The sequence below is a fragment of the Cellulophaga baltica 18 genome, from assembly GCF_000468615.2.
In the GTDB taxonomy this organism is placed as follows: domain Bacteria; phylum Bacteroidota; class Bacteroidia; order Flavobacteriales; family Flavobacteriaceae; genus Cellulophaga; species Cellulophaga baltica.
Genome location: NZ_CP009976.1, coordinates 2,410,690 through 2,431,197 on the forward strand (window position 1 = coordinate 2,410,690; position 20,508 = coordinate 2,431,197).

The window sequence follows — 20,508 nt, forward strand, 5'->3', positions numbered from 1 at the left end:
TCTAAACTACACCACAAAGCTAAGCACTTGCTTTGAAATAAAAAACTATTTTAACTTTTAATTGTATTTTAAATATGTAAATACCTTATTTTAAGTTTATTAGTTGTTCTAAAATTCTTTCTACTCCAAAGTTATCGTTACTTTCGGTGTGGTAATTGGCTAGTTTTAAAACCTTAGGGTGAGCGTTCTTCATCGCAAAACTGTAGTCTGCTAAGGCTAGCATTTCTAAATCATTATTGTAATCACCAAAGACCAGTAACTCATGGGGTAAGATGTTATTTTCCTGCATCACTTTTTCCAATGCATACCCTTTGTTAGCATTTTTACTGGAGATATCTACCCAATTAGCTCCTGATATTTTTACTTGTAATTCATTTTCTAGGTGAAATACTTTTGGGTAGATGTATTTTTCAGAGTTTTCAAAGTGATAAATAGCAATCTTAACTATTTCGCCATCAAAGTCATTTAAATTATCTAAGACCTTATAGTTGGTGTAGTATTCTTTTAATTTTTGCTCGAACATCGTAGACTTGTTCGTTATGTATGCGTTGTCTTTCCCACAGAGTACAGGGTGTACATTTTCTACGCCATCTAAAATAGCAATAACTTCATTTTTTGTAGCATTGGGTAGGGGGGTGACTAGCAGCTCCTTTCCATATTGTTTAGCAACACCACCATTTTCGGCAATGACTATAATATCATTTTTAATAGCTGCTAATTTGTCAACGATGCTATGGCATTGTCTTCCGCTTGCGGCAACAAATTTAATATCCTTTTTCTTTAATGATTCAAATAATGAAAAGAATTTGGCGCTTACTTGATGATCGGAGTTTAATAAAGTCCCGTCCATATCTGTAACAACCATTTTTATTTTTGATAGATCCATAGTTTCAAAATTTAAAAGCTGCAAAGTTATTCTATAAGCAACGAACATTTGTGTTTAAATAGATAAGTTTGTATTAATATTAGTATATAAATGTTAAAGGCTATGAAGTTTTATCAATCGGAATTCAGGTTAAAAAGTTTTTCTAGGGGCTTTCATCTAATAACAGAACAAGTCTTGCGAGAACTTCCAGAACTAAAAAATATTAAAGTGGGTATGCTTCAGGTATTTATAAAGCATACCTCGGCCAGTTTAACAATTAATGAAAATGCCGATCCAACCGTACGCTTAGATTTTGAAAGTCACATGAATGTTATGGTGCCTGAAAATCAACCCTATTATAAACATGATTATGAAGGTTCTGATGACATGCCTGCACATATCAAATCTTCTTTAATGGGGGCTTCAGTTCAAATCCCCATTACCAATGGCCAGTTGAATTTAGGAATCTGGCAAGGAATATATATATGTGAACATCGAGATAGTGCTTCTGGAAGAACTATTGTTATTACAGCCTTTGGAAACTAACGTATAAATTTTATAGTTAAAGGGTAGTTGTAAAATTCTCCTTTTGATGCTGCTATACCTCCTATAATGGGATATACAATTAAGAGAAGTGCTAGTGGTATTCCAAGAATACTAAGGATGATAATAAAAACAAATCCTATAAATACAAACGTTAATAGTATGGAGATGACAAACAGCATAGCGTAAATTACCCCGTACAATAACATACTCAATTGGTAATTGATCACGTGTTTGCCATGTTCATCCATTCCTTTAATTTCATTCTTTTTCGTAGACCATAAGACTACCGGTATGATGATACCGAAGAATCCAAAGAAATTTAAGAGTTGGCTATAATGTAAAAGTGCTAATGTACTGTGGTCTTCTTTTAACGTATTTTTAATTATAGGGTTTTCAATTAAATTGTTTTCATTCATTTTTATAATTCTTATTGAAAATAGGTAACGTATTTAAATAGAAGATAGGTATACAATAGGATAAAAAAAAATCCGATTCGTTAGAATCGGATTTTTTATAAGCGAGATATATTGTTAATGTTACTTTATTTTTTGAACGACAGCTTTAAAAGCTTCTGGGTGATTCATTGCTAAATCGGCTAAAACCTTACGGTTTAATTCGATGTTGTTAGCTTTTACTTTCCCCATAAACTGAGAATAAGACATTCCGTGTAAACGAGCACCTGCATTAATACGAGTGATCCATAATGAACGGAAATTTCTTTTCTTGTTTCTACGGTCTCTGTAAGCATATAACATTGCTTTTTCAACCGCATTTTTAGCTACTGTCCAAACGTTTTTACGTCTTCCAAAGTAACCTTTGGCTTGCTTCATTACCTTTTTTCTTCTGGCTCTAGAAGCAACTGAATTTACTGATCTTGGCATACTTTTAAATTGTTTTTTGTAGTAGGCGGTCGATGATCGACACTTTTAAAGCCTAACTCCATGGTTTATAATTAATTTACCGGTAAAGAGAAAATTACTTTAAACGTAATTGCTCTTTAATACTGTTAACATCAGCCTGGTGAACTAACCCTGAATGTGTTAACGCTAGCTTACGCTTTTTAGATTTTTTCGTCAAAATGTGACTCTTAAAAGCGTGCTTTCTTTTGATTTTACCAGAACCTGTAAGCTTAAAACGCTTTTTAGCACTGGATTTAGTTTTCTGTTTAGGCATCTTGTTCCTAGTTTATTAATTTATCTCGCTTATTATTATGGAAAATGCCGGCTTTTCAGCTGGCAATTTCTTTATCTTATCTCGTAAGTTCTAAACAATTTTAGAACAGAGTTATGTATTACTTCTTGTTTGTTTTAGGAGCAATGAACATAGTCATTCTTTTTCCTTCTAATCTTGGCATTTGTTCTACTTTACCTAAATCTTCTAATTCAGAAGCTAGTTTCAATAAAAGTATTTCACCTTGATCTTTGTAAACAATTGAACGTCCTTTAAAAAACACATATGCTTTTAACTTAGCTCCGTCTTTTAAAAATTTCTCAGCATGCTTCTTTTTGAACTCATAATCATGATCATCAGTTTGTGGTCCAAAACGAATTTCTTTTACAACAACTTTAGTCGCTTTAGCCTTCATGACTTTTTCGCGCTTCTTTTGCTCGTATAAGAATTTTTTATAATCTGTTATCTTACAAACAGGCGGATCAGCATTTGGAGATATCTCTACCAAATCTAATTCTAATTCCTCAGATTTGTTAAGTGCTTCCCTAATAGGGTAAACACCAACTTCTACATTATCACCTACCAACCTTACGTTAGGAGAAAGTATTTGTGCGTTGATTTTGTGAGGGTTTTTATTTTCCCTCCGTGGTTGGGGTTTAAATCTTTTTCTTATTGCTATGACTAAATCTTTTTAATTAAACTTATTTTTTTAAAACGACTTTAAGGTACTATTTATTTCTTTAGTTACCAACTCATTAAAGTCAGAAATTGTAATTGAACCTAAATCTTCGCCTCCATGTCTACGTACAGAGATGGTTTCTTTAGCTTCTTCATCTTCTCCTACGATAAGCATAAATGGTAATTTATTCATCTCTGCTTCTCGTATTTTCTTGCCAACAGTCTCATTACGCTTGTCAACAAGTGCGCGAATTTCGTGTTTTTCTAGCGAATTTAAAACTTTTTCCGCATATTTTTCATGTTTCTCGCTGACCGGTAAAATTATAGCTTGTTCTGGGATTAACCAAAGTGGGAAATTACCTCCTGTATGCTCTAATAATAGGGCGATAAAACGTTCCATACTACCAAAAGGAGCACGGTGAATCATTACGGGTCTATGAAGCTCATTGTCACTACCTTTATAGGTAAGATCAAAACGTTCAGGAAGATTGTAGTCTACTTGAATAGTTCCTAATTGCCATTGTCTACCAAGGGCGTCTTTAACCATAAAATCTAATTTTGGACCATAGAAAGCAGCTTCACCACTTTCAATTACAAAATTGAGACCTTTTTCTTTTGCAGCATTTATAATTGCATTTTCCGCTTTTTCCCAATTTTCAACAGAACCAATATATTTTTCTGGTTTGGTTAAATCACGTACGGAAACCTGTGCCGTAAAATTATCAAAGCCTAAAGAACCTAGAACATATAAGGATAAATCGATAACGTTTTTAAATTCTTGATCCAATTGATCTGGAGTACAGAAAATGTGAGCATCATCTTGAGTGAAACCTCTAACACGTGTTAAGCCATGTAGCTCTCCACTCTGCTCATATCTATATACAGTACCAAATTCAGCAAAACGCTTCGGTAAATCTTTATAAGAATGAGGTTTAAAGTTGTAAACCTCACAGTGGTGTGGGCAATTCATTGGTTTTAACAAGAATTCTTCATCCATTTTAGGAGTTTTGATAGGCTGAAAGCTATCTTCTCCGTATTTGGCATAATGACCAGAGGTAACGTATAATTCTTTTTGGCCGATATGAGGTGTGACTACCATTTCATAACCAGCTTTTTTCTGTGCCTTCTTTAGGAAGTTTTCTAATCTTTCGCGCAAAGCAGCTCCTTTAGGTAACCATAAAGGTAAACCTTGTCCTACTTTAGCAGAGAAGGTAAATAGCTCTAATTCTCTTCCTAATTTTCTATGGTCTCTTTGTTTCGCTTGCTCTAATAATTCTAAATATTCTGTAAGCTCTTTTTGTTTTGGGAATGAAATACCATAAACTCTAGTAAGTTGTGGTTTGTTTTCATCACCTCTCCAATAAGCTCCTGCAACACTTAAAATTTTGATCGCTTTTATTATTCCTGTATTAGGGATATGACCCCCTCTACATAAATCTGTAAACGTATCATGATCACAGAAAGTGATTGTGCCATCTTCCAGATTTTCTATAAGTTCAACTTTGTATTCGTTGCCTTGTTCCTTGTATTTCTTTAACGCATCTGCTTTAGATACGGCATGCATCTCAAAATTATGCTTACCTCTAGCAATTTCTATTGCCTTTTTCTCTATCGCAGGGAAGTCTTTATCTGAGATAGATTTGTTTTCTCCTAAATCTACATCGTAATAAAATCCGTTATCAATAGCAGGCCCTATCGTTAATTTTACCCCAGGGTATAACTCTTCAATAGCTTGCGCAACAACGTGAGAAGAAGAATGCCAAAAGGCTTTTTTTCCTGCTGCATCATTCCAAGTATATAATATTAGGGAACCATCTTCTAAAAGCGGGGTGGTAACTTCAAGTACGGTGTCATTGAATTTTGCAGAAATAACATTTCTCGCAAATCCTTCACTAATACTTTTAGCAACATCCATTGGTGTGCTTCCTTTTTCGCACTCTCTAATACTACCGTCTGGTAATGTAATCTTAATCATACTGATACATAGTTATAAGCTACAAAGATAAGGGCATCAAAAATACTTTCAATTATATTTCAAAGACTTTTTTAGTCTAAGGGTTTAAAATTAAGAGAATCAACCTTAATAAGAGTTAATTCTTCGATTATGAAAGAGTGAGAGATGTTCGGTATTTTAAAACGTTTTATATACGTTAGATGTATTCTTGTTTCTCTTTTATTGTGTCAATCATCGAATTAAACAGGGGTATTATTGTGATATATCTATTTTAATATGTTAAAATTTATTGTTATGTCAATTTTTATTTTACATTTGAAAAAACGTTAATAGTACGTTTAATAAATAATTTAACCCAAATAACACCCTGAATAATGAAAAACACAAGGAAAACACGAGTACACGAGGTATTGGTTCCAGAACATTCTTTGGTAAAAGCTAATAGCTTGAGAATGTTACCTATAGCTTTATTTAGTATTTTACTACTTATAGGAGTGCATATTTCTTCTGCTCAGGAAGATGAAACGGAAATAGATACTTATAATGCTTTTAATGCAAATGCTCATATTAAAAATATGCATACATGGCATGGTTTTGTGGTGCACCCAGGTGCAGTTTTTGCAACGAGCTTGGAGTATAAGACTAGAGATCAGAAATTTACTTTTGGTGTTTGGGGTGGGGCTAGCTTAACAAGTGTAGATGTTGTTAATAAAGATACAGGAGATTATGTAGGTGCTAATTATAAAGAATTTTCAATTTATACCTCATATCGTTTTTCAGATAAATTCTTTATAGAAGCGGTTACGCATAATAATTATACAGGTGTTGAGGAAAGAGGAGATAAGTTGGAGTATTGGAGTTATGATAAAACACAAGGATATAATTTTGTAGATTTAAACTTCGGGTATAATATTTCTGATAATACCTTATTATATTTTGCTACAATATTAGGCGGTGGCTCTGGTGATTATGAAGTGCAAGAAGATGCTTCTCTGAAAAATTCTTGGACCCATTATTTTGAAGTTAAAAGTAAAGTGTGGGAAAAAGATGATTATAGCTTATCCTTATTTGCTGGCGGTGCTTGGTCGTTTTTTACAGATAAAACGTTTTATACCGAAGGAGCAGGTAATGTTATTAATGTAGGGGCGACTCTAGGAAAGAATATTAATTTCGGAACCTATAAAATGCCTGTAGAAGTTACGGCCATGTGGAATCCTGAAAAAGAAAAAACAGTGCTTCAATTAGATATTACCTTATTTTAATAAATAGAATATAATTAATCTCAACTAAATTTTAAAACAATTTATTATGAAAACTAAGAAACAAAAAAATGTTATTCAGTGGCTTCTAAAGCCTTTAATGGTGGTGACCTTATTTTTTAATCTCGCCAGTTGTGTGGAGCAAGTAGATAAATCTAAATCAGGTACCGATGCTGCTACAGATACAAGTGAAAAAATAGAGAGCGCTATTGATCTTACCGGTATGAAAATAGGGTATTGTACTCCTTCATTAAATGCACCATATTATCAAGCTTTATTACAAAGTATTCAAGCCAGTACAGAAAAAAACGGAATGGTGTTTTTATCTGCGGATGGACAGGATGATATTAATAAGCAAATTGCAGCAGTAGAAGATTTGATTACCAAAGGTGTAGATGCATTGCTATTAAACCCGAAAGATCCTGATGCATTGGTAGGGGTAACTAAGTTGGCTAAGGCTGCTGGTATTCCAGTATTTATAATTGATAGTTCTATTGATCCTTCTGCAGATTTTGTAACTACAATTCAGTCTAACAATTTAGCAAATGGCGAATTGGCAGGAGAATGGTTAGCTAAAAAGTTTGGAAAAGAAAAAATGAATATTGCTTTATTAAGTGGTAATGCGGGTAATCCTGTGGGAAGAACTCGTAAGCAAGGTTTGTTGCAGGGTATCACAGAGGAGCAGTTAAGAACATTAGGATATATAGATTTAGATATTAAAACTCAAATGTATACAGATTGGTCATATGCAGGAGGTTTAAAGGCAATGGAAGATATTTTGGTCGCGCATCCAGATATTAATGTAGTGATTACAGAGTCTGATGTTTGTGTTCTTGGTGCTATTAAAGCAATTGCGCAAGCAGGTAAAACAGATGATATTTTAATCGTTGCTGGTGCAGATGGTCAGAAAGAGGCTATCAAATATATTATGGATACAGATTTTTACGGGTGTACAGCAATGAATAGTCCAGTGCAAATTGGTAAAAATGCGGTTGAGTATGCGATTCAATATATAAACGGTAAGAGAGATTTTAAGAAGACTTCATTTACAGCACCTTTATTAATAACCAAAGAAAACGCTGCAAAATATTACGATCCTAAAGCTTTATTTTAATCGGTAAGATTAGTTGATATGCAAAACTCAGAAAGTGAATACCGGTTAGAAATGACTGGGATATCTAAAAGTTTCGGACAAGTTTCGGTTTTAGGTAATGTAAATTTAAAAGTAAAGCATGGAGAAATCCATGCTTTACTTGGGGAGAATGGCGCGGGGAAATCTACGTTAATGAAGATTCTTAGTGGTGTACATCAAAAAGATGCAGGAACAGTTTTGTTAAATGGAGAAGAGATAAATCCTAAAAATACACATGACGGTCAAGTTCTGGGTATTAATGTGGTGTATCAAGAGCTTTCATTAGTGAACGATCTTTCTGTGGCAGAAAATATTTACTTGCACAAATTAGGTGCAAGTAAGTTTTGGATGAATTGGAAGAAAATTACACACGATGCTCAAGAACTCATAAATTCTTTAGGATTTAATATTGATGCCACAGCTACGGTTAGAGATTTGAGTATAGTCCAAAAACAAGTAGTAGAAATAGCGAAAGCTATTTCGGAAGATACTAAGGTTTTAGTATTGGATGAGCCTACCACGGTTTTTGACCCTACAGATGCTCAGAAATTGTTTGATAATTTATTGCGATTAAAAAAAACAGGGATATCCATTATCTATATCTCGCATCACCTAGATGAAATTTTTAAAATAGCTGACACGGTTACGGTTTTAAAAGATGGTGTAGATACTGGAAGTATGCCTGTTTCAGAAACAGATACGGATGGGGTGATACGTTTGATGATTGGTAGAGAGTTGAAAGATTTGTATCCAGTACGTGATGTAAAAGTAGGTGAGGTTCCAATATTTGAAGTAAAAAACCTTACTGCAAAAGATACTTTAGTGCATGACGTCTCTTTTTCGGTTAGAGCTGGAGAGGTTTTGGGTATCGCAGGTCTTGGAGGTAGTGGAAGAACAGAAACGGCTAAATTGATTTTTGGGGCAGATAAAAAGAAATCAGGCAGTATTTTCTTGCATGGAGAAGAGATTAAAACAAAATCTCCTGTAGATGCTGTTGGATATGAGATTGGTCTTGTATCAGAAAACAGAAAAGAGGAAGGAGTTTTTCTTCCTTTATCTATTAGAAGAAATATTAGTGTAACCAATTTTGGACCGATCTCTAGCAAGTTAGGCTTTATTAGTGTAGATAAGGAAACTAAGAATGCTCAAGACCTTATTGAAAAACTAAATATAAAAACAGTGAGCTCTGAAGTTCAAGTAAAAAACTTGAGTGGAGGTAATCAGCAAAAAGTTGCTTTAGCAAAATGGCTGAGTGTAAATAGTAAGGTTATTATTATAGATGAACCTACTCGTGGGGTAGATGTGGGTGCTAAAGTAGAAATTTATAATCTTATTAATGAAGTAGCGAAAAAAGGTGTGGCAGTCATTGTCATTTCTTCTGATATGCCAGAAATTATGGGAATTTCAGATAGAATTTTGGTCATGCATGAAGGTAGTATATACGGAGAATTGCCAAAAGAAAATTTTTCAGAAGAAAACATACTTCGCTATTCCATCGGGGAACAATTAAAGTAACTCAACTCAACAAACAAAAAAACAAACAATGGCTTTAAATTTAAAACAACAACTTAGTAGTCCAGGAGGTTTACTAAAGTTTTTAATAAAGTACAATACTATTTTCATTTTTATAGTATTGTTAATTTTTTCGGCGGTAATATCTGATGTATTCTTTACATCCGTAAACCTTTCAAACTTATTAAAACAGGTTTCTGGTATAGGAATTATTAGTATCGGTATGCTTATCGTTATTTTAACAGGGGGTATAGATTTGTCAGTAGGGTCCTTAGTGGCACTGCTAGCGGTTACATTTGCCCTCTTAGTAAATGTTGTGGTGTTGCCCGTGGCGATTTTAATAACAGTGGTTATTGGTTTTGGTCTAGGTAGTGTCTCCGGGTATTTGGTGGCTTATCAAAAGATGGCGCCATTTATAGCAACACTGGCTTTGATGACTGTAGCTAGAGGACTAGGTTTTATTTATTCTAAAGGATCTCCTATTACATTTAAAACTCCAGGAGGAGAATTTATGTCAAATTTCGCAAATAATTCTACTATCGGTGTGCCTAATATAGCTATCGTATTTTTTATCATCGTAGCTGCTGCATTTGTTATGCTGCGTTATAATGTGTTTGGTAGATTAATCATTGCTATAGGTAGTAATGAAGAGGCTTCTCGCTTATCAGGGATTAAAGTAAATAAATACAAATTTTTAGTCTACGCAATTTCTGGCTCATTAGCGGCAATAGCGGCAATCATTGTTGCTTCAAGAACAAATCTTGGCTCTCCGAATATGGGTATGGCTTGGGAATTAGATGCTATTGCAGCAGTTGTAATTGGTGGTGCTAGTTTAAATGGCGGTAGAGGTTCGGCTATAAATACGTTGATGGGAGTTTTAATTTTAGGCTTGATAGGGAATATATTAAACCTATTAAATGTGCCGTCCTATCCACAACAAGTAGTAAAAGGTGGGATTATCATATTTGCGGTATTACTGCAACGTTTTGAAAATAAATAATAATAAGATTGATGGCAAGTTATAAATTAAATAGTGAGAATCTATCAAAATTTTCGGGAAGCGCAGCTATTCCAGCATATGATAGGTCAGATGTAAAGGTGGGTATTGTTCATGTGGGTATTGGTGGCTTTCATAGGGCGCACGAAGCATATTATACAGATCAATTATTACACAAAGAAGGAATTAAAGATTGGGGAATCTGTGGCGTGGCGTTATTAGATTTTGATCAAAAAATATATCAAACGCTTAAAGACCAAGATGGTCTTTACACGTTAATTGTGAAAGAATTAGATGGTACGTTAACAAAAACAATTGTAGGCTCTATAGTAGAGTATCTATTTGCGCCAGAAAATCCTGCTGCAGTTATTGATAAAATGGCGCATCAAGATATTAAGATTATAACACTCACCATTACAGAAGGGGGGTATAATTATAATGAAGCAACCAAAAAATTCGATTTTGCAAATCCTTTAATTCAGCATGATTTAGAAAATCCTACGGCACCAAAGACAATATTCGGTTATTTGACGCAAGCTTTAAAAGCGCGTAAAGAACAGCATTTAAAAGGGGTGGCTATTCAGTCATGTGATAATGTTCAGGGTAATGGGCATATGATTCAGAATATGTTATTAAGTTATGTGGAAAAAGCAGCGCCTTCATTGGTAGAATGGATTCATGCAAATGTTACATTCCCAAATAGTATGGTAGATAGGATTACGCCAGCTACAAGTTTAGTAGATATATCAGCATTAAAAGAAAATTCAGGTATTGATGATGCTTGGCCAGTAGTTTGTGAACCATTTAAGCAATGGGTTATTGAGGATGATTTTGCTGCAGGAAGACCTGCATGGGAAAATGTTGGGGCTCAATTTGTAGCAGATGTAGTTCCTTATGAAAAAATGAAGTTGAGTTTGCTTAATGCCGGTCATTCTGTTTTAGGAATATTAGGAGCATTAAAAGGATATGCTACAATTGATGAAGCGGTACATGATCCAGCAATCAGTCAGTTTCTAAAATTGTATATGGATATTGAAGTGACGCCAGTTCTGGGTAATTTAGAAGGTGTCGATTTAAAAAGCTATAAGCATTCTTTAATTCAGCGTTTCGGGAATATATATATTAAGGATCAAATTGATAGAATTTGCTCAGAAACTTCTGCGAAGCTTCCTATATTTATATTGCCTACAATAAATGCGCAATTAAAGGAGAGTGGATCTGTTAAATTAGCTGCGTTTGTTATTGCAGCTTGGGCTATTTATTCCTTAGGATTTGATGAGAACGGTAATACGTTAGTGATTAAAGATGCATTGGCAGAGTTGTTGCATCAGAAAGCAATAGAGGCTAAAAATGAGCCAAAAGAATTTTTGAGTATTGAATCGGTTTTTGGAGATTTGAAAAAATCAGAAGTCTTTGTTGATGCGTACCGAGAATCGTATGATGATATTTTGAAACATGGTGTTGAGAAATGCGTGCTAGATTTAAATAATGAGATCTTAAATAAAATATAATGAGTGATATAACTTGTTTTGGTGAAGTGTTGTGGGATGAATTTCCGGAACATAAGAAAATTGGAGGAGCACCATTAAATGTGGGAATTCGTTTAAATTCTTTAGGAAATAATGTATCTGTAATTAGTAGAATTGGTGCGGATGCAGATGGGAGAGGAATTTATGAGTATATCAAAGAAAACGGAATTAATGGAAATGGCTTGCAGGTAGATGATACGTTAAAGACAGGAACCGTTAAAGTGATATTGAATTCTAAAGGATCGGCATCTTATGATATAATGTTTCCTAGAGCTTGGGATCAAATAGAATTGTCTTCTACAGCTCAGAAAACAGTGAAAGATTCAGATGCTTTTATCTATGGTAGTTTAGTGGCTAGGAATGAAAAGTCTAAAGACACACTTTATGAGTTGCTTAAGATTGCTTCATATAAAATATTTGATGTCAATTTAAGAGAGCCCTATTATACGAAAGAGATTCTTGAGTATTTAATGCATCAGGCAGATTTTGTCAAATTCAATGATGACGAAATTTATGAAATAAGTGAAATGTTGGGTTCTAAGTCTATAAGTTTGGAGCATACCATTCAGTTTATAGCAGAAAGCACAAACACAGATACTATATGTGTTACTAAAGGTAAGCATGGAGCTGTCCTTTATATTAAAGGGGTGTTTTACCATAATAGTGGCTATCATATAGAGGTGGTAGATACGGTTGGGGCAGGAGACTCTTTTTTGGCAGGGTTAATAGATAAATTATTAAAGAAAAAGAATCCTCAAGATGCTATAGATTTTGCCTGTGCTATCGGCGCCCTTGTGGCGAGTAAAGCAGGAGCTAATCCTGAGATAAGTCAAGAAGAAGTAGAGGTTATGATGACCTCGTAAATTTTTAGAGTTGTTTTTTTGTTGAGTGGCGCACTTTAATCATGGCATGGTTAAAGTGCGTTTTTTTAGTTATTATAGTTTTTTGGTATTCATTAAGACTAGACATTCTTTAATGGGTAATGATCTTAGTTTAGAAAGGTAGTATTCAAATCGTTCTTTAAATAGGTCATGATGCACTAGGTCTTTAAATAGGCTGTTGTTTTCTAAAAACAGTTGTGGGTTTTGTTGTGAAAGTGCAGCGGTTCTAATAAGTTGATTGCTTAAGTTGTCTGTAATGTCAAAAGTTTTGCCGTAATCATCAACGCCATCATAATATTTACACCAAGCAGCCATAACAAATGTAGCGTGGGCTATGGATTCCTGATTGCTGAGCTGTTTTAGTAATGTAGGGAATACAAAAATTGGAATTTTAGAAGAGCTCTCTTTGCAAATCCTAGAAAGGCTATCATTAATATGTGGGTTTTTAAAACGATCAATGACTTCTTTCTTATAGGCTTTTAGATTTTGCTGTTCTGTGTTTTGCAAACTAGGAGTTACTTCAGTTTTAATGTAATTTTCTAGAAAGGAAATAAAATCTTCGTCGTTAGCTACTTCATGTACATATTTGTATCCGTTTAAAGTACCTAAAATTCCTAGAATAGAGTGACCAGCATTTAGAATTCGAAGTTTAGCATTTTCAAAAGGTTCAATATCTTTTACAAATTGAATGTCTACCTTTTCCCAATCCGGTTTTCCGGAAATAAAGTTGTCCTCTATAATCCATTTGCTAAACGGTTCTGAGACTACCGGCCATTGATCATAAATATTATAGGTTTCTTTAAATAGCTCTATGTCTTTTGCAGAAGTAACGGTGGTTATCCGGTCTACCATAGAATTCGGAAAGCTGGTATTTTCTTGGAGCCATGGTAATAAAGAAGGAGTGGTCTTTTCTACATAATTAAAGAAAGATTTTTTTACCGTATCTCCATTTGCTTGTATGTTGTCACAGCTCAAAATAGTGCAGCCTGGTAAGCCTCTTTCTTTACGTAGGTTAAATACCTGTGTTAAATACCCAAAAACTGTTTTGGGGTTAAACTTGCTTAAGGAGTCTTCTTTAACCTGTGGATGTGTTAAATTAAATTCCCCAGTTGTTTCATTTAAATGATAACCGTCTTCAGCAATGGTGAGAGAAATTATTTTGATATCAGGTCGTGCTAAACGTTCTATGGCAGCTAGTGGGTTTTCAGGGCCATAAAAGTATTCTATAATAGAGCTTATTATTTTGTAGTCTATAGTGCCATTTGCCTTTTTAGTAATTAAGGTATAGAGTCCGTCTTGGTCCTTAAGGATGTTGTATATTTTTCTATCCGATTCTAATAGGTCTATACCGCAAATTCCAAAGTTTAATTCCTGATGTTGTTCTATAAGTTCGTGCATGTAATAGGCTTGGTGGGCACGATGAAAATTGGAGAGTCCAATATGTGCTATCCCTGTTTTTATTTTGTCACGGTCTACGTTAGATTTTAAAATACTGTTGGGTAAGGAATTGGTGTTTTCAGTATTTAAATAGAGCAAATTTGGCATAAAAACTATTAATGATTTATAATGTGAATCTAGAGACTCTTATGGCGGTATGTTGTTTTGCTAGAGTTTAGATCAGAGGATAAATTTACTAAAAAAGGAACTCAAATCAATGAATTTAAAGCGCTAATCATTGGAAGCCTTCTTCGTCTAATCTTATACAGGTATTGGCTGTTTTAATTCTTATATTTGTTTATCACAGCTTGGTTTAATATGGATTTTAGAAAAAGAGATAATGTTACGGTAGATTGTGTTGTTTTTGCTTTGGATGCAAACGGACTTCATGTGTTGTTGCGTAATAGAACTTTAAACTTGTATGATGATGAGTTTTTGGAGATTAATGATTGGGTGATTACCGGCTACTATGTTTTTAAAAGTAAAACACTTGAAGAATCGGCAGATCTTATTTTTAAAGAAATCACAGGGGTGTCAAATGCAGACAAGATTCAGTTTAGAACGTATGGGAATCCTAGTAGGATTAAATCAGAGAAAGATTTGCTTTGGATACGAAGTAGGGGTGTGCAAGCACAGACTATGGCAATAGGGTATTACTATGCGTTGCCATTAGATGTGGTAAGTCTTAAACATGATGGCTTTAAGTGGTTCAAATATCAATCATTGCCAGAGTTAGGTTTTGATCATCAGAAAATTGTGGCTGATGCTTATGAGGATTTGAAGAAAAAGATAATGACGGAGCCTATCATCTTTAATTTCCTTCCAGTGAAGTTTACATTAAATGATTTACAATTTGCTTATGAGTCTATATTAGATATAAAGATTGATAACCGCAATTTTAGAAAGAAGTCTTTAGGTAAACCTTATATAGTACCCTTGAATGAAAAAAGGAAAGGGGTTTCTAAAAAACCCTCTAAATTATACGTGTTTAGTAAAGACGTGTATAATACGGTAAAAGAGAAAGATTATATAATAAGTGTATAGCGACTTTTGTGGTTGGTTCTTTTAATAGTAAACTTGTCGCTGTGTAGATAGGTTGTTATTCTTTTAGAGGTAATTTTAAATTTCTTTGCTATAATTTCAGAAATTAATTTGTTGTTAAGTCTTTGTTTCTAGGGTGTTATAAAAACGTCAAAAAAAAGATTGAATTTTTTTTCCAAAAACGCTTGTGGGTTTTAAAAGAGGGTGTATATTTGCAGCCGCTTAGGGAAACAACGATACTTAATTAGGCGGAGAGTAAAAGAGATAAAAAGTTCATTGACATATTGTAAGACAGCGTTTAATTACTGGAAACGGTAATTAAATAAATTGAATTAACATAATAGCTTAAAGAATATAGAGGGCTAGGATTCGGATGATTTATTAGTTGGTTAATAGATGTTATATAATATTTACAAAACAACGATGAAGAGTTTGATCCTGGCTCAGGATGAACGCTAGCGGCAGGCCTAACACATGCAAGTCGAGGGGTAACAGGGAGCTTGCTCCGCTGACGACCGGCGCACGGGTGCGCAACGCGTATGCAATCTACCTCTTACTAAGGGATAGCCCAGAGAAATTTGGATTAATATCTTATGTGATATTAGACTGGCATCGGTTTAATATTAAAGGTTACGGTAAGAGATGAGCATGCGTCTCATTAGTTAGTTGGTAAGGTAACGGCTTACCAAGACTTCGATGAGTAGGGGTCCTGAGAGGGAGATCCCCCACACTGGTACTGAGACACGGACCAGACTCCTACGGGAGGCAGCAGTGAGGAATATTGGACAATGGACGGAAGTCTGATCCAGCCATGCCGCGTGTAGGAAGACTGCCCTATGGGTTGTAAACTACTTTTATACAGGAAGAATAAGATCTACGTGTAGATTGATGACGGTACTGTAAGAATAAGGACCGGCTAACTCCGTGCCAGCAGCCGCGGTAATACGGAGGGTCCGAGCGTTATCCGGAATTATTGGGTTTAAAGGGTCCGTAGGCGGGCTGTTAAGTCAGAGGTGAAATGCTGCGGCTCAACCGTATGCACTGCCTTTGATACTGGCGGTCTTGAGTTATAGTGAAGTGGCTAGAATAAGTAGTGTAGCGGTGAAATGCATAGATATTACTTAGAATACCGATTGCGAAGGCAGGTCACTAACTATACACTGACGCTGATGGACGAAAGCGTGGGTAGCGAACAGGATTAGATACCCTGGTAGTCCACGCCGTAAACGATGGATACTAGCTGTTCGGTTTTCGGACTGAGCGGCCAAGCGAAAGTGATAAGTATCCCACCTGGGGAGTACGTTCGCAAGAATGAAACTCAAAGGAATTGACGGGGGCCCGCACAAGCGGTGGAGCATGTGGTTTAATTCGATGATACGCGAGGAACCTTACCAGGGCTTAAATGTAGATTGACAGGTTTAGAGATAGACTTTTCTTCGGACAATTTACAAGGTGCTGCATGGTTGTCGTCAGCTCGTGCCGTGAGGTGTCAGGTTAAGTCCTATAACGAGCGCAACCCCTGTCGTTAGTTGCCAGCATGTCATGATGGGGACTCTAACGAGACTGCCGGTGCAAACCGTGAGGAAGGTGGGGATGACGTCAAATCATCACGGCCCTTACGTCCTGGGCCACACACGTGCTACAATGGTCGGTACAGAGAGCAGCCACTTAGCGATAAGGAGCGAATCTATAAAACCGATCACAGTTCGGATCGGAGTCTGCAACTCGACTCCGTGAAGCTGGAATCGCTAGTAATCGGATATCAGCCATGATCCGGTGAATACGTTCCCGGGCCTTGTACACACCGCCCGTCAAGCCATGGAAGCCGGGAGTGCCTGAAGTCCGTCACCGTAAGGAGCGGCCTAGGGCAAGATCGGTAACTAGGGCTAAGTCGTAACAAGGTAGCCGTACCGGAAGGTGCGGCTGGAACACCTCCTTTCTAGAGAAAGACATCTCAATTAATAAAAACGAAAGAGTTCTAGTCCTTATATTTTTTTAGTTATGTTATGTAGTTTAAATTGCTGTCTTATAATTATGTTATTATAATATTGATTGGGTCGCAAGATTCGCAAAGTGAGAGTCTCATAGCTCAGCTGGTTAGAGCGCTACACTGATAATGTAGAGGTCGGCAGTTCGAGTCTGCCTGAGACTACTGCCTAGAGTAGATTTTTAGTTAAGGAATTGATTAAGAGTTTGGTTTAGAAAAACGTTCATTAAAATAAGGATGCTAATTAAATTAGTATCACTTGAAAGGAAATTTTAGAGGTTGAGTATAGCCGTTATAAGTACTGTTAACTAATAACTGTTAACTGATCACTAAAAGACGGGGGATTAGCTCAGCTGGCTAGAGCGCCTGCCTTGCACGCAGGAGGTCATCGGTTCGACTCCGATATTCTCCACTATCCCATCCTAGCCTTCCCTAAGGGAAGGAGTAAGCACGAGTAAGTGCTCTCCCTCTTTGGGGGAGTAGGAGGGGGAAAAAGTTCATTGACATATTGGGACAAAGTGAATTACAATTATCTTCAGGGATATTGTAATCACAGTAAACACAAATTTAAAAATAGAGTAAAGTACGATAGAGGTACTGCTGTATTTATACAGTAGTAATTATATATAATAGAATAAAAAGGACTAGTGACAAGCTAGAAAAGGGCGTATGGGGGATGCCTAGGCTCTCAGAGGCGATGAAGGACGTGATAAGCTGCGAAAAGCTGCGGGGAGGTGCACACAACTTGTGATCCGCGGATATCCGAATGGGGCAACCTGTCTGGTTGAAGGCCAGTCGTGATCGTAAGATCAAGCAAACCCGGTGAACTGAAACATCTAAGTAGCCGGAGGAGGAGAAAACAAAAGTGATTCCGTTAGTAGTGGCGAGCGAACGCGGATTAGCCCAAACCAGTATTGTTTCGGCAATGCTGGGGTTGTAGGACCACGATATTTGATGCGCGATGAATTAGAACTATTTGGAAAGATAGGCCGAAGACGGTGATAGCCCGGTATAAGTAAAGAACGTTATTGATAGTGGTATCCTGAGTAGTGCGGGGCACGTGAAACCTTGTATGAATTTGCCGGGACCATCCGGTAAGGCTAAATACTCCTGAGAGACCGATAGTGAACCAGTACCGTGAGGGAAAGGTGAAAAGAACCGTGAATAACGGAGTGAAAAAGATCCTGAAACCATACGCTTACAAGCGGTCGGAGCCCTTTGGGGTGACGGCGTGCCTTTTGCATAATGAGCCTACGAGTTACTTTTACTAGCAAGGTTAAGATTTTAAGAATCGGAGCCGTAGCGAAAGCGAGTCTGAATAGGGCGCCATAGTTAGTAGTAGTAGACGCGAAACCGTGTGATCTACCCATGGGCAGGTTGAAGCTTTGTTAACCCAAAGTGGAGGACCGAACCCGTTGACGTTGAAAAGTCTTGGGATGACCTGTGGGTAGGGGTGAAAGGCCAATCAAACTCGGAAATAGCTCGTACTCCCCGAAATGCATTTAGGTGCAGCGTTGCAATAGTTTTATAGAGGTAGAGCTACTGATTGGATGCGGGGGCTTCACCGCCTACCAATTCCTGACAAACTCCGAATGCTATAAAATGTTTTGCAGCAGTGAGGGCATGGGTGCTAAGGTCCATGTCCGAGAGGGAAAGAACCCGGACCATCAGCTAAGGTCCCCAAGTGTATACTAAGTTGATATAACGCGGTGGAATTGCATTGACAGCCAGGATGTTGGCTTGGAAGCAGCCATTCATTTAAAGAGTGCGTAACAGCTCACTGGTCGAGCGATTCCGCATGGATAATAATCGGGCATAAGTATACCACCGAAGCTATGGCTTCTGTACTCGGTACAGAGGGGTAGGGGAGCATTCTATGTGTGTTGAAGGTGATCTGTAAGGGTTGCTGGAACGCATAGAAACGAAAATGTAGGCATAAGTAACGATAATGCGGGCGAGAAACCCGCACGCCGAAAGACCAAGGTTTCCCCAGCTATGCTAATCAGCTGGGGGTCAGTCGGGACCTAACGCGAACCCGAAAGGGGTAGTGGATGGACAAGCAGTTAATATTCTGCTACCTGCTCACGCTAAAAGTGACGGGGATGTGGTGTTGGTGCGTGCTGACGGAATAGCACGTTGAAGGGAGTGGTAACACCCCGATAGTACGACAAAGCTTCGGCTGCGTCGATAATCCAGCGTAACATCCTCCGAGAAAAACAAGTGAAGCAGCCCGTACCGTAAACCGACACAGGTGGTTGGGATGAGTATTCTAAGGCGCTCGAGAGATTCATGGCTAAGGAACTAGGCAAAATAGACCCGTAACTTCGGGAGAAGGGTCGCCCTCCTTTTAGGAGGGCCGCAGTGAAGAGGTCCAGGCGACTGTTTATCAAAAACACAGGGCTCTGCAAAATCGAAAGATGAAGTATAGGGCCTGACACCTGCCCGGTGCTGGAAGGTTAAGAGGAGATGTTAGTTTCGGCGAAGCATTGAATTGAAGCCCCAGTAAACGGCGGCCGTAACTATAACGGTCCTAAGGTAGCGAAATTCCTTGTCGGGTAAGTTCCGACCTGCACGAATGGTGCAACGATCTGGACACTGTCTCGGCCATGAGCTCGGTGAAATTGTAGTATCGGTGAAGATGCCGGTTACCCGCAGTGGGACGAAAAGACCCCGTGCACCTTTACTATAGCTTCGTATTGGTTCTGGGTAAGTAATGTGTAGGATAGCTGGGAGACTTTGAAGCGGCGTCGCCAGGCGTTGTGGAGTCATTGTTGAAATACCAGCCTTTGCTTATCTAGGGCCTAACCCTAACACTAGGGAACAGTGCGTGGTGGGTAGTTTGACTGGGGTGGTCGCCTCCAAAAGAGTAACGGAGGCTTCTAAAGGTACCCTCAGTACGGTTGGTAATCGTACGTAGAGTGCAATGGCACAAGGGTGCTTGACTGAGAGGCATACAGGCCGAACAGGTTGGAAACAAGAGCATAGTGATCCGGTGGTTCCGTATGGAAGGGCCATCGCTCAAAGGATAAAAGGTACGCCGGGGATAACAGGCTGATCTCCCCCAAGAGCTCATATCGACGGGGGGGTTTGGCACCTCGATGTCGGCTCGTCACATCCTGGGGCTGGAGAAGGTCCCAAGGGTTGGGCTGTTCGCCCATTAAAGTGGCACGCGAGCTGGGTTCAGAACGTCGTGAGACAGTTCGGTCTCTATCTACTGCGGGCGTTAGAAATTTGCGTGGATCTGACTCTAGTACGAGAGGACCGAGTTGGACTGACCTCTGGTGCACCAGTTGTTCCGCCAGGAGCATTGCTGGGTAGCTATGTCGGGATTGGATAAGCGCTGAAAGCATATAAGCGCGAAACCAGCCACAAGATGAGATTTCTTTAAAGGGCCGTAGGAGATGACTACGTTGATAGGTCATAGGTAGAAGGGCAGTAATGTCTGTAGCCAAGTGATACTAATAGCCCATAGGCTTGCACAACTTGCCCCCTTTGATTAGGGGGCGGACTTCCTTTTTTT

At 37.6% G+C, this 20,508-nt stretch carries 15 protein-coding genes, 2 tRNA genes and 2 rRNA genes; 12 read left to right on the plus strand and 7 right to left on the minus strand.

Features of this window, described 5'->3' with window-relative positions; translation table 11 throughout:
* Positions 1-85 precede the first annotated feature (85 nt).
* Positions 86-886 carry an HAD family hydrolase gene (locus M666_RS10120; protein WP_029446820.1) on the minus strand — a complete coding sequence of 267 codons (801 nt, stop codon included), beginning with the start codon at positions 884-886 and terminating at the stop codon, positions 86-88.
* A 102-nt stretch (positions 887-988) separates the two neighbouring features.
* Between M666_RS10120 and M666_RS10125 the strand changes: the two genes are divergently transcribed.
* Entirely contained in the window at positions 989-1,411 is a 423-nt protein-coding gene (locus M666_RS10125; protein WP_029446819.1) for a secondary thiamine-phosphate synthase enzyme YjbQ, read from the plus strand.
* On the opposite strand, the gene M666_RS10130 is transcribed toward M666_RS10125, so the two are convergent.
* The 5 genes from M666_RS10130 to thrS form a co-directional block, all read right to left on the minus strand.
* The gene (locus tag M666_RS10130; protein WP_024481379.1) at positions 1,408-1,827 is read right to left on the minus strand and encodes a DUF4870 domain-containing protein; all 420 of its coding nucleotides are present in this window, start codon (positions 1,825-1,827) and stop codon (positions 1,408-1,410) included. The two genes, M666_RS10125 and M666_RS10130, sit on opposite strands and share 4 nt — an antisense overlap.
* A gap of 120 nt (positions 1,828-1,947) precedes the next feature.
* Positions 1,948-2,292 (minus strand): 50S ribosomal protein L20, encoded by a 345-nt coding sequence (gene rplT, locus M666_RS10135; protein WP_013551341.1) that lies wholly within the window; start codon positions 2,290-2,292, stop codon positions 1,948-1,950.
* A 94-nt stretch (positions 2,293-2,386) separates the two neighbouring features.
* Positions 2,387-2,584 (minus strand): 50S ribosomal protein L35, encoded by a 198-nt coding sequence (gene rpmI / locus M666_RS10140; RefSeq protein WP_013551342.1) that lies wholly within the window; start codon positions 2,582-2,584, stop codon positions 2,387-2,389.
* Between the two features lie 118 nt (positions 2,585-2,702).
* On the minus strand, positions 2,703-3,260 hold the full coding sequence (gene infC / locus M666_RS10145) for a translation initiation factor IF-3 (protein WP_081688264.1): 558 nt from the start codon (positions 3,258-3,260) through the stop codon (positions 2,703-2,705).
* Positions 3,261-3,290: 30 nt separating this feature from the next.
* Positions 3,291-5,234, minus strand: a complete 1,944-nt coding sequence (thrS, locus tag M666_RS10150; RefSeq protein ID WP_029446818.1) for a threonine--tRNA ligase — start codon at positions 5,232-5,234, stop codon at positions 3,291-3,293.
* Between the two features lie 353 nt (positions 5,235-5,587).
* Here thrS and M666_RS10155 point away from each other — a divergent pair, with 353 nt between their 5' ends.
* Genes M666_RS10155 through M666_RS10180 form a run of 6 tightly spaced genes read left to right on the plus strand, consistent with a single transcriptional unit; the run spans position 5,588 to position 12,505 of the window.
* Positions 5,588-6,475 carry a hypothetical protein gene (locus M666_RS10155; protein ID WP_029446817.1) on the plus strand — a complete coding sequence of 296 codons (888 nt, stop codon included), beginning with the start codon at positions 5,588-5,590 and terminating at the stop codon, positions 6,473-6,475.
* A 46-nt stretch (positions 6,476-6,521) separates the two neighbouring features.
* Positions 6,522-7,586, plus strand: a complete 1,065-nt coding sequence (locus tag M666_RS10160) for a substrate-binding domain-containing protein (protein ID WP_029446816.1) — start codon at positions 6,522-6,524, stop codon at positions 7,584-7,586.
* An 18-nt stretch (positions 7,587-7,604) separates the two neighbouring features.
* The gene (locus M666_RS10165; RefSeq protein WP_024481374.1) at positions 7,605-9,119 is read left to right on the plus strand and encodes a sugar ABC transporter ATP-binding protein; all 1,515 of its coding nucleotides are present in this window, start codon (positions 7,605-7,607) and stop codon (positions 9,117-9,119) included.
* Positions 9,120-9,147: 28 nt separating this feature from the next.
* Positions 9,148-10,116 (plus strand): ABC transporter permease, encoded by a 969-nt coding sequence (locus tag M666_RS10170; protein WP_029446815.1) that lies wholly within the window; start codon positions 9,148-9,150, stop codon positions 10,114-10,116.
* Between the two features lie 11 nt (positions 10,117-10,127).
* The gene (locus tag M666_RS10175) at positions 10,128-11,624 is read left to right on the plus strand and encodes a mannitol dehydrogenase family protein (protein WP_029446814.1); all 1,497 of its coding nucleotides are present in this window, start codon (positions 10,128-10,130) and stop codon (positions 11,622-11,624) included.
* On the plus strand, positions 11,624-12,505 hold the full coding sequence (locus M666_RS10180; protein ID WP_029446813.1) for a carbohydrate kinase family protein: 882 nt from the start codon (positions 11,624-11,626) through the stop codon (positions 12,503-12,505). Before M666_RS10175 ends, M666_RS10180 begins: the two co-directional genes overlap by 1 nt.
* 72 nt (positions 12,506-12,577) lie before the next feature.
* On the opposite strand, the gene M666_RS10185 is transcribed toward M666_RS10180, so the two are convergent.
* The gene (locus tag M666_RS10185) at positions 12,578-14,068 is read right to left on the minus strand and encodes a mannitol dehydrogenase family protein (RefSeq protein ID WP_029446812.1); all 1,491 of its coding nucleotides are present in this window, start codon (positions 14,066-14,068) and stop codon (positions 12,578-12,580) included.
* Positions 14,069-14,278: 210 nt separating this feature from the next.
* On the opposite strand from M666_RS10185, the gene M666_RS10190 reads away from it, so the two are divergent.
* The 5 genes from M666_RS10190 (at position 14,279) to M666_RS10210 (ending at position 20,470) form a co-directional block, all read left to right on the plus strand.
* Positions 14,279-15,004 (plus strand): NUDIX hydrolase, encoded by a 726-nt coding sequence (locus M666_RS10190; RefSeq protein ID WP_025615609.1) that lies wholly within the window; start codon positions 14,279-14,281, stop codon positions 15,002-15,004.
* A 417-nt stretch (positions 15,005-15,421) separates the two neighbouring features.
* A 16S ribosomal RNA gene (locus M666_RS10195) occupies positions 15,422-16,940 on the plus strand.
* A gap of 139 nt (positions 16,941-17,079) precedes the next feature.
* A tRNA-Ile gene (locus tag M666_RS10200) sits at positions 17,080-17,153 on the plus strand.
* A 173-nt stretch (positions 17,154-17,326) separates the two neighbouring features.
* Positions 17,327-17,400, plus strand: a tRNA-Ala gene (locus M666_RS10205).
* Between the two features lie 235 nt (positions 17,401-17,635).
* A 23S ribosomal RNA gene (locus M666_RS10210) occupies positions 17,636-20,470 on the plus strand.
* Together the 16S and 23S rRNA genes with 2 tRNA genes alongside form the textbook arrangement of a ribosomal RNA operon.
* Positions 20,471-20,508: the final 38 nt, after the last annotated feature.

Bases quoted from the DNA above. Each gene is read 5' to 3' on its own strand.
- M666_RS10120 (WP_029446820.1), bottom strand. From the start codon at position 886: ATGGATCTATCAAAAATAAAAATGGTTGTTACAGATATGGACGGGACT.
- M666_RS10125 (WP_029446819.1), top strand. From the start codon at position 989: ATGAAGTTTTATCAATCGGAATTCAGGTTAAAAAGTTTTTCTAGGGGC.
- M666_RS10130 (WP_024481379.1), bottom strand. From the start codon at position 1,827: ATGAATGAAAACAATTTAATTGAAAACCCTATAATTAAAAATACGTTA.
- rplT (WP_013551341.1), bottom strand. From the start codon at position 2,292: ATGCCAAGATCAGTAAATTCAGTTGCTTCTAGAGCCAGAAGAAAAAAG.
- rpmI (WP_013551342.1), bottom strand. From the start codon at position 2,584: ATGCCTAAACAGAAAACTAAATCCAGTGCTAAAAAGCGTTTTAAGCTT.
- thrS (WP_029446818.1), bottom strand. From the start codon at position 5,234: ATGATTAAGATTACATTACCAGACGGTAGTATTAGAGAGTGCGAAAAA.
- M666_RS10155 (WP_029446817.1), top strand. From the start codon at position 5,588: ATGAAAAACACAAGGAAAACACGAGTACACGAGGTATTGGTTCCAGAA.
- M666_RS10160 (WP_029446816.1), top strand. From the start codon at position 6,522: ATGAAAACTAAGAAACAAAAAAATGTTATTCAGTGGCTTCTAAAGCCT.
- M666_RS10165 (WP_024481374.1), top strand. From the start codon at position 7,605: ATGCAAAACTCAGAAAGTGAATACCGGTTAGAAATGACTGGGATATCT.
- M666_RS10170 (WP_029446815.1), top strand. From the start codon at position 9,148: ATGGCTTTAAATTTAAAACAACAACTTAGTAGTCCAGGAGGTTTACTA.
- M666_RS10175 (WP_029446814.1), top strand. From the start codon at position 10,128: ATGGCAAGTTATAAATTAAATAGTGAGAATCTATCAAAATTTTCGGGA.
- M666_RS10180 (WP_029446813.1), top strand. From the start codon at position 11,624: ATGAGTGATATAACTTGTTTTGGTGAAGTGTTGTGGGATGAATTTCCG.
- M666_RS10185 (WP_029446812.1), bottom strand. From the start codon at position 14,068: ATGCCAAATTTGCTCTATTTAAATACTGAAAACACCAATTCCTTACCC.
- M666_RS10190 (WP_025615609.1), top strand. From the start codon at position 14,279: ATGGATTTTAGAAAAAGAGATAATGTTACGGTAGATTGTGTTGTTTTT.